Source organism: Acinetobacter sp. AOR18_HL (assembly GCF_027855145.1).
GTDB lineage: Bacteria > Pseudomonadota > Gammaproteobacteria > Pseudomonadales > Moraxellaceae > Acinetobacter > Acinetobacter pittii.
Window position 1 is genome coordinate 25,166 of sequence record NZ_JAKTIG010000009.1, and the last position, 8,019, is coordinate 33,184.

Sequence of the window (8,019 nt, forward strand, 5' to 3'; positions counted from 1 at the left end):
ATAAAATTAGAATAGTTTGTAAGTTTTGTGTATTAACTCATTGTTGCATATAAAAAAAGCAAACCGAAGTTTGCTTTTTATTAAAAATTTAATGAATATTATTCTTCATCGTCGTAGTCATCATCAGAAACAGTGTTTTCTTCTAATGATGCATCAAAAATAAGAATGGCTTTACCATCAGTTTGGATCATACCTTGATCTTCTAAGGTTTTGAGTACACGGCCAACCATCTCACGCGAACATCCAACAATACGGCCAATTTCTTGACGAGTAATGCGAATTTGACGACCGTTTGGCAAAATCATTGCTTCTGGTTGAGAAGATAGATCGATTAAACAACGTGCAATACGGCCAGACACATCAATGAACGCAAGATCTGTCATTTTACGAGTCGTATTTTTTAGACGGCGAACTAATTGTGCAAAAACAGCATAGCTTAAGTCTGGGTATTGTTTGCTAAGTTCGTGGAAGTTGTCATAAGAGATCTCTGCAATTTCACAGACATCACGAGTTCGAACTTCGGCTGTACGTTGAGGGTTCGGTTCGAAAAGCCCCATTTCCCCAAAGAAATCGCCCGGATTTAAATACGCAACAACAATTTCACGTTCATCATCTTCACGCAAAATAATTGAAACTGAGCCTTTTAAAATTAAATATAAAGATTTTGACTCTGTTCCGGCATCAACAATTGTGGTTCGTTTTGGATATCTGTTGATGTGAGCACGTTTTAACAATGCTTTAACGGATTCAGGTAGTTGCCCCGGAGATAAAGCATCTGTGCTGAGTTGTGAAAAATTTGAAGTCATGCTTAATATGTTCCGAATAGGGTAAACAATTCACACAAGCTCGAGATGAGCTATTACACAGAAGAGATGAAATTCCTTATCAACTCATTTTATGTTAGTGTACAAAACAAGGGCCTGTTGACATTTCACAGATGGTTGCAACATAAGACAATTCTTTTAGACGTACCAAATAAGAACTATGAAATTTAGCCATTCTAAATAAATAGATCTTAACAACGGAACGTACAAAATAACTTGGTCTTGCGCTATGCCTGCGCTGCTTTAATTGCAACTCAGATTATGGCTGAAATTTCACAAACTTTATTACAAAACTGGACAAAGGATTGCCATTGTCTGGGTTTTGCGTCTTATTTGGATTAATTTTTAGCTATAACGCAATCCATAGATGAAATGTCAACAGACCCTGCTTAAATTTATAATTTTTTTTGGGTAGTTGCAATGCAAACAAGTGTACATTGGCTAGAGAATGTTGCTTTTGAAGCGAAATCGGATAGTGGGCATAGTGTCATCATGGACGGCTCACCTGAGTATGGTGGTGAAAACCGTGGTCCACGTCCTATGGAACTGATATTAATGGGACTTGGTGGGTGTGCTTCGTTTGATATTGTGACTATTTTAAAGAAATCTCGCCAAGATGTGACGAATGTTGTATGTAATTTAAAAGCTGAGCGCGCTGACGCAATTCCGGCTGTGTTTACTAAAATCCACTTACATTTTGTGGTAACTGGTAAAGCTGTGAAAGAAAAGCAGGTTGCAAAAGCAGTTGAATTGTCTGCCGAGAAATATTGTTCAGCAAGTAAAATGCTTTCCGATGGTGGTGTTGAAATTACACATGACTTCGAAATTATTGAAGCGGAATAAGGCCTTTTTTTGATAACTAGAAATTAAAAAAAGCTGACATGAGAGTTGGCTTTTTTTATTGTCAAAAATAACTAAAAAATAAAAGGAAGAATGAAAGTGAATATTCGTTCTGCTAAATCAAAAGATACTCAAGCTATATGTGATCTACTTAAACAGATGGGATACCCACAGCCTTTTGCTCTTATTCAAGAAAAATTTGAGATACTCCATAATGACGCTAACTCACAAATTTTGATTGCTGAAGAGAGGGGTAAAATTTATGGTTTTTTATCTCTCTACTTTATTCCGCAAATTGCCTTACAAGGTGACTTTGCCAAAATATGCTATCTGTGTGTTGATGAGAATATGCGTAGCAAAGGTGTAGGGCATTTACTCGTAAAGGAGGCTGAGCAACAAGCCAGACGCCGAGGGTGTGATCGAATGGAACTGCATTCAGGAATGCAAAGACCTTTGGCACATCAATTTTACCTAAGAGAAGGCTATGTCGAAGCGCCAAAGTATTTTCGTAAAGCTTTAAATTAACGAGCTGTATTTAGAAAAAGCTGAGGATCTACCCGAGCATTATTAAGGCTCATGCCCCAATGCAGATGAGGGCCTGTCACGCGTCCTGTTTTGCCTACTAAACCTAGTGTTTCTCCTTGGCGGATATGTTGGCCGTTCTCTACTTTAATTGCGCTTAAATGGCAGAACATGCTGACTAAGCCTTGGCCATGATCAATCAACACGGTTTGTCCATTAAAAAAATAAGATCCAGTTTGGATAACCACACCATCTGCGGGAGCAACAACTTTTTGCCCTACTGGCGCAGGAATATCTAGACCTGAGTGAGGCGCGCGTTCCTCGCCGTTAAAGAAGCGTTTTCTTCCAAAAGAGTTGCTAAATTTCCCTGAAGTCGGGCGTATAAATGTAGGTAGGGTTTGCCATGAGCTCTGTGTAAATGAGGTATACACATCATTTTGTTCTTTTGCTTCTTGAGCGTAGCGGTCTAATTGACTTTGGTTAGGGTTCACATAATCTTGGTTCGTGACTTTAATCCGTTGTTCTGCGTAAGGATAAGACTTAACTTCTATTTGAATCGGGGCTTTATTTGTGTCGAGTTGAATACTGCCGATTGGAGTAGATAATGGAATGCCAAGCACGGCATAACGTTGCTGACCTTCTTGGCTAATTAAAACAGGCTTTTGTTGAAAAGTGACCTGAGTAATATCAGTAGTTAGAGGAACAACTGCAATTCCACCAGGTCGTCTAGAGTCTTGGGGGAGCTGAGCGATTGCCAGTGCCGAAGTAAAAAGACAAGTTGTTGTTAATATAATATGTTTAAAGTGCATTTTTCATTTCAAAACGAGTAGGAAACTAGCAAGATAAACTAAAGCTTAATTACTAAATTCTCAATGAAGACTTTGTGAAAAGCGTAGTAAGAATAAGCATGAATCTAAATATTCAAGCATTTTAATAAAATGTAGCTGAACTGTACTTGAAATATATACAAAACAATCCCATATTATAATGGAGTTTTACTCACTGTTATTTTTATAACATTATGAAAAATATATAAAAATTTATTTGAAATTCGAAGAAGTGTTCCCATCTATTAGACAAGTACAAATTTGTTGTGAGGAATAACAAGAATGCGTTTTGAGAAATTTACAAACCGCTTGCAGCAAGCCCTCTCAGATGCTCAATCTTTAGCGATGGGTAAAGACCATACCGCTATCGCAGGTATTCATATTTTGTCTACCTTGTTAGAAGAGCCATCAAATATTAGTTTGTTGCAACAAGCAGGTGCACGGTTACCTGAACTTAAACAAAAGCTTGAGCAAGCTATAAAAGATGCGCCGACAATTGCCAATCCAACGGGTGATGTCAACTTAAACCCAGAAGCTGTGAAAGCACTTAATCTGGCAGACAGATATGCGCAAAAGGCAGGTGATGAATTTTTATCAACTGACTGGGTTTTATTAGGTTTGGCAGAGACCGGCGAAACTAAAAGTATTTTAAGTGCGGTAGGTGTAACTCCCGACAGCTTACGCAAAGTAATTGAACATATTCGAGGTAATGACAAAGTCATGAGTAATAATCACGAAGACCAACGTGACTCACTTAATAAATATACGATTGATTTAACAGAGCGTGCTTTATCTGGAAAACTTGATCCTGTCATTGGGCGTGACGATGAAATTCGCCGTACCATTCAGGTGTTATCGCGTCGTACCAAAAACAACCCTGTTCTTATTGGTGAGCCGGGCGTAGGTAAAACCGCTATTGTTGAAGGTTTGGCACAGCGTATTGTGAATGGTGAAGTGCCAGAGGGATTAAAAAATAAACGTGTTTTATCCCTCGACTTAGGTTCATTACTGGCTGGTGCTAAATATCGTGGTGAGTTTGAAGAACGTTTAAAAGCTGTTTTAAAAGACTTGGCAAAACACGAAGGCGAAATCATCCTGTTTATTGATGAGTTACATACACTCGTAGGTGCAGGTAAAGGTGATGGCGCGATGGATGCAGGTAATATGTTAAAACCTGCGTTGGCTCGTGGTGAATTGCGCTGTGTGGGTGCGACCACCTTAGATGAATATCGTCAATATATTGAAAAAGATGCAGCTTTAGAGCGTCGTTTCCAAAAAGTGCTAGTTGATGAGCCAAGTGTTGAAGATACGATTGCAATTTTACGTGGACTCAAAGAAAAATATGCCACTCACCATGGTGTGCAAATTTTAGACTCTGCGATTATTGCTGCGGCGAAAATGTCTCATCGTTACATCACTGATCGTCAATTACCAGACAAGGCAATTGATTTGATTGATGAGGCAGCTTCTCGTATAAAAATGGAGATTGACTCTAAACCTGAAGCACTCGATAAGCTCGATCGTCGTTTAATCCAGTTGAAAATGCAATTGGAAGCTGTGAAAAAAGATGAAGATGTCGGCAGTAAAGCTGAAGTCACTCATCTTGAAAAACAGATTGCTGAAGTCGAGAAAGAATACAACGATCTTGAAGAAATCTGGAAGTCTGAAAAAACTTTGGTAGAAGGTACTAAACAGGCTCAGGTGGAACTTGATAAAGCACGTATTGCTTTTGAGAAAGCTCAGCGTGAAGGCGATTTGGCTGAAGCAGCACGTTTACAGTATGGTGTAATTCCAGAGTTACAAAAACAACTGGAGCAAGATGAAGTTGCAGAAGAGAACGAAGAGCCAAAACTCATTCGTACTAAAGTGACTGAAAATGAAATTGCCGAAGTTGTTAGTGCTGCGACAGGTATCCCGGTTGCTAAAATGATGCAAGGCGAGCGTGAAAAACTTCTTAATATGGAAGAGTTTTTACATGACCGTGTTGTAGGGCAAGATGAAGCAGTTGTTGCAGTGTCTAATGCAGTACGCCGTTCACGTGCCGGTTTGTCTGACCCGAATCGTCCAAGTGGATCATTCTTGTTCTTGGGTCCAACAGGTGTTGGTAAAACAGAGTTGACTAAAGCTTTAGCTAACTTCTTGTTTGACAGTGATGATGCCATGATTCGTATCGACATGAGTGAATTCATGGAGAAACATTCTGTTAGCCGTTTGGTTGGTGCACCTCCAGGATATGTCGGTTATGAAGAAGGTGGTGTTTTAACTGAAGCTGTTCGCCGTAAGCCATATAGTGTGGTGTTGTTTGATGAGGTTGAAAAAGCACATCCAGATGTATTCAATATCTTGCTCCAGGTATTGGACGATGGCCGCTTAACCGATTCACAAGGTCGAGTAGTAGACTTTAAAAATACGGTAATTGTGATGACTTCGAACTTAGGTTCACAAGATGTACGTGAGCTAGGTGAGGGAGCAACAGACGATGAAGTGCGTACCATTGTAATGAATGCGGTAAGTCAGCATTTCCGTCCGGAATTTATTAACCGGATTGATGAGCTTGTGATTTTCCATTCACTCAAAAAAGCACAAATTCGTGGTATTGCCGATATTCAGTTGGATCGATTACGTTCGCGTCTTGTTGATCGTGACATGAGTCTAACTGTAGATGATACCGCTTTTGATTTATTGATTGATGCTGGTTTCGATCCTGTCTATGGCGCGCGTCCATTAAAACGTGCTATTCAACAACAGATTGAAAACACATTAGCACAAAAAATCTTGTCGGGTGATTTTGTTGCAGGTGATACTATTCTAGTTAAAGGCGAAAATGGGCATTTAGTCTTCGATAAAATGAAACTCAGCTAAGCTTTGTCTGCTAAAACCGAAAAGAGAATATGGAAACATATTCTCTTTTTTTATGGTGAATCAGTTTTTATGGTTGATGTGAGTAAAGCAATTATGGCATCTGAAACTTTCTGAGTTAATGTCTTTAACTTTTGTTCTGAGTGACCAGATAAAAAATAACGATAATGATAAATATGTTGTTGGTAAGAAATGCAAATAAAAAAGGTGCCCACAGGTTTTTCTGGGGTTTCACTTCCGCCAGATTTTAATAGCCCAGTACAACTGACAATAATATCAGCTTGTTGAAATAAGCTTTGACCCAGCCTACACATTTCCTCGGTGACTTGAGGTGACTCTGCTGTGTAAGTCTCTATTAACTTTGGATCGATATTTAAAATACTAATTTTAATGCTTGGGTCGTAGCTAACTAAGCCACCCAGTAAAATATCTGCACCACTATTTTTATGAATAGAAAACTGACTTGTTAAATAACCCGAACTCGCACTTTCAATAAAAGCAATTTTGAGCTGGCGATCTTCTAATAGTTGGCAGCACTGCTGAAGCATTATTTCACCTCGAATGGTGTTTATTTATAAATAGAATCGATTTACAGATAAATTATAAAATTACAGTAAGTGATTTAGCAGTGTCGTACAAGTCTGAGATAAAAATCTATAAAACAACTTGAATATTCACTAAATGCTTGTGTAATAGTTCAGGTTTTAAAATGATCAATGTTAATTGTCGGGAAGTCTATTTATAACATTGCGACATGTTTAAAAAATTGTTAATTTTGTTCGATATAACGAACAATAACAATTTAGGATAAATGCAATGAACAATAAACAAGGACCTGCGCTGTGTATTTTAGGTTGTATTATACTGATACCAATTAACGTATGGGGTGCGCAGCCTCTAAGTGAAGGGGCCTTAGCAACACAAACAGGGGCAGTAAATGCAGCTTTACCTGTGATTATTGCGAAAGCTCAAGACGATGCTAAGAAACCAATGATAGAACAACAACAAGCACGTCAGGTGTTAGGTGATAATTATTTACAGCAAGTTCGATGGGATGCACTTAGAACAAGTGTACTTTCACCTTATCAAGAACAAAAACAAAACCATGTTATCGATAGTAAAGAAAAGAAGAAACTGGAAATGATGGCATTACTTGGCAGAGTAAAACTTGAAGTGCGACATAAACCACCTAATTAATTTAAAGGGTTTATGGAGTATATAAAATTGTCATACCATCATCTTAACTTTGAAGATCGTACTGCATTAATGCTTGAGTCAAGAAAAGAAGGCTTTTCAGCCAGAAAATTTGCTGAACTCATTAAAAGACATCCTAGTACGATCTATCGTGAGCTTAAAAGAAATAGCATCAATGACGTTTATCAAGCTCGATATGCTTCTGATAACACCTTCGCTAGACGTAGACGTGGTCACAGAAAACTCAAAATCGATTCAATCCTCTGGAAATTTATTGTTGAAGCGATCCGTTGTTTATGGTCTCCTCAGCAAATAGCAAAGCGTTTAAAGACATTTCCTGATTTGGATCAAACAATGAATGTAAGCCATACAACGATTTATTCAACGATACGAGCATTACCCAAGGGTGAGTTGAAAAAAGACTTATTATCCTGTCTGCGTCATGAAAATAAAAAGCGAAAAGCTAACGGTGAACCTAAAAAAGATTCTATATTACAGGATATTAAAACTATTCATGAGCGCCCAGCCGAAGTTCAAGAAAGAAAAATACCGGGTCATTGGGAAGCTGATTTAATTAAAGGTAAAGACAATAAAAGTTCGATAGCAACACTTATTGAACGAAATACACGGCTCTGTATCTTGGCAACATTACCTGATGCAAAGGCAGAATCAGTGCGCAAGGCTTTAACTGAAGCTCTGAAATATTTACCTGCAGAACTGCGTAAAACGTTGACCTATGACCGTGGACGCGAGATGTCAGAACATAAAATACTCGAAGAAGATTTAGGCATAGATGTATATTTCTGTGACCCACATTCACCTTGGCAAAAAGGCACATGCGAAAATATGAATGGTTTAATTAGGCAATATTTACCTAAAGGGATTGATTTAAATCAGGCAGATCAGCATTATTTAAATCAAGTTGCCATGTCACTGAATACTCGTCCTAGAAA

9 protein-coding genes are annotated in these 8,019 nt (G+C 38.3%); 6 read left to right on the forward strand and 3 right to left on the reverse strand.

From position 1 onward, the window contains the following. Positions 1-98 precede the first annotated feature (98 nt). Positions 99-806: a cAMP-activated global transcriptional regulator CRP gene (gene crp / locus MKL51_RS02690; RefSeq protein ID WP_005070320.1), complete on the reverse strand. Its 708-nt coding sequence runs from the start codon at positions 804-806 to the stop codon at positions 99-101. Positions 807-1,046: 240 nt separating this feature from the next. On the opposite strand from crp, the gene MKL51_RS02695 reads away from it, so the two are divergent. The 3 genes from MKL51_RS02695 (at position 1,047) to MKL51_RS02705 (ending at position 2,189) form a co-directional block, all read left to right on the forward strand. Next, on the forward strand, positions 1,047-1,166 hold the full coding sequence (locus tag MKL51_RS02695) for a hypothetical protein (protein ID WP_002121587.1): 120 nt from the start codon (positions 1,047-1,049) through the stop codon (positions 1,164-1,166). Between the two features lie 78 nt (positions 1,167-1,244). Beyond that, on the forward strand, positions 1,245-1,667 hold the full coding sequence (locus MKL51_RS02700; RefSeq protein WP_002121528.1) for an OsmC family protein: 423 nt from the start codon (positions 1,245-1,247) through the stop codon (positions 1,665-1,667). 96 nt (positions 1,668-1,763) lie between these two features. Next, complete coding sequence (locus tag MKL51_RS02705) at positions 1,764-2,189, forward strand: GNAT family N-acetyltransferase (protein WP_005802684.1); 426 nt, start codon at positions 1,764-1,766, stop codon at positions 2,187-2,189. Here MKL51_RS02705 and MKL51_RS02710 read toward each other — a convergent pair. Further along, positions 2,186-2,995, reverse strand: coding sequence for a M23 family metallopeptidase (locus MKL51_RS02710; protein WP_002121535.1), 810 nt, complete (start codon positions 2,993-2,995; stop codon positions 2,186-2,188). The two genes, MKL51_RS02705 and MKL51_RS02710, sit on opposite strands and share 4 nt — an antisense overlap. 300 nt (positions 2,996-3,295) lie before the next feature. Between MKL51_RS02710 and clpB the strand changes: the two genes are divergently transcribed. Further along, on the forward strand, positions 3,296-5,875 hold the full coding sequence (gene clpB, locus MKL51_RS02715) for an ATP-dependent chaperone ClpB (RefSeq protein WP_002121602.1): 2,580 nt from the start codon (positions 3,296-3,298) through the stop codon (positions 5,873-5,875). Between the two features lie 50 nt (positions 5,876-5,925). Here clpB and MKL51_RS02720 read toward each other — a convergent pair whose 3' ends face one another. Next, entirely contained in the window at positions 5,926-6,420 is a 495-nt protein-coding gene (locus MKL51_RS02720; protein WP_002121541.1) for a CinA family protein, read from the reverse strand. A 268-nt stretch (positions 6,421-6,688) separates the two neighbouring features. Here MKL51_RS02720 and MKL51_RS02725 point away from each other — a divergent pair, with 268 nt between their 5' ends. Both MKL51_RS02725 and MKL51_RS02730 read left to right on the forward strand, forming a co-directional pair. Next, positions 6,689-7,069 (forward strand): hypothetical protein, encoded by a 381-nt coding sequence (locus MKL51_RS02725; protein WP_005802678.1) that lies wholly within the window; start codon positions 6,689-6,691, stop codon positions 7,067-7,069. Between the two features lie 12 nt (positions 7,070-7,081). Then, a partial coding sequence (locus MKL51_RS02730) for an IS30-like element ISAba125 family transposase (RefSeq protein ID WP_079396101.1) occupies positions 7,082-8,019 on the forward strand: 938 nt, incomplete at its 3' end.

What these genes read in the sequence shown, in the direction of transcription:
- MKL51_RS02700 (WP_002121528.1), top strand. Translation starts at nt 1,245, where the DNA reads ATGCAAACAAGTGTACATTGGCTAGAGAATGTTGCTTTTGAAGCGAAA.
- clpB (WP_002121602.1), top strand. Translation starts at nt 3,296, where the DNA reads ATGCGTTTTGAGAAATTTACAAACCGCTTGCAGCAAGCCCTCTCAGAT.
- crp (WP_005070320.1), bottom strand. Translation starts at nt 806, where the DNA reads ATGACTTCAAATTTTTCACAACTCAGCACAGATGCTTTATCTCCGGGG.
- MKL51_RS02725 (WP_005802678.1), top strand. Translation starts at nt 6,689, where the DNA reads ATGAACAATAAACAAGGACCTGCGCTGTGTATTTTAGGTTGTATTATA.
- MKL51_RS02710 (WP_002121535.1), bottom strand. Translation starts at nt 2,995, where the DNA reads ATGCACTTTAAACATATTATATTAACAACAACTTGTCTTTTTACTTCG.
- MKL51_RS02720 (WP_002121541.1), bottom strand. Translation starts at nt 6,420, where the DNA reads ATGCTTCAGCAGTGCTGCCAACTATTAGAAGATCGCCAGCTCAAAATT.